General features: G+C 40.6%; 1 pseudogene. It reads right to left on the bottom strand.

The features are described 5' to 3' along the window. Positions 1-213, bottom strand: a pseudogene (locus EZM41_RS14430) (hypothetical protein); the annotation flags it as partial. Positions 214-362 lie beyond the last annotated feature (149 nt).

The raw sequence follows: 362 nt of genomic DNA, 5'->3' as shown, positions 1-362 counted from the left end.
GGCGACTAACATGTGAACCTTGCTTCCTTCTGAGATGAAGTATGGGCGTATAAAATTATCGACAGTGCTCACCACCAATAAGGACCACGCAGCCAGCATTGCAGCCTGGCTCCACTGCATAGGGGTGCGCACTCCGTTTCTGTCTCCCAAGAAGTAGTTATCCCCCATCCCCAACTCGTCGCCGTAATATATGATGGGCGTCCCAGTTAGGGAAAAAAAAAGCCAAAAAAAAAATTAAATAAAAACAAAAAAAAGAAAAGAGAAAAAGCTAACAACAAGAACAGGAACAAAAACCAAACAACCACAAAAGAAAAAAAAAAAAAAAAAGAAAAAGCAACGAAGCGGAAAAGAACTCAAAAAAC

Origin of the sequence: Acetomicrobium sp. S15 = DSM 107314 (genome assembly GCF_016125955.1) — a bacterium.
GTDB lineage: Bacteria > Synergistota > Synergistia > Synergistales > Thermosynergistaceae > Thermosynergistes > Thermosynergistes pyruvativorans.
Note: the sequence above shows the minus strand (reverse complement) of the source record. Positions and strands in the feature narration are given on the sequence as shown.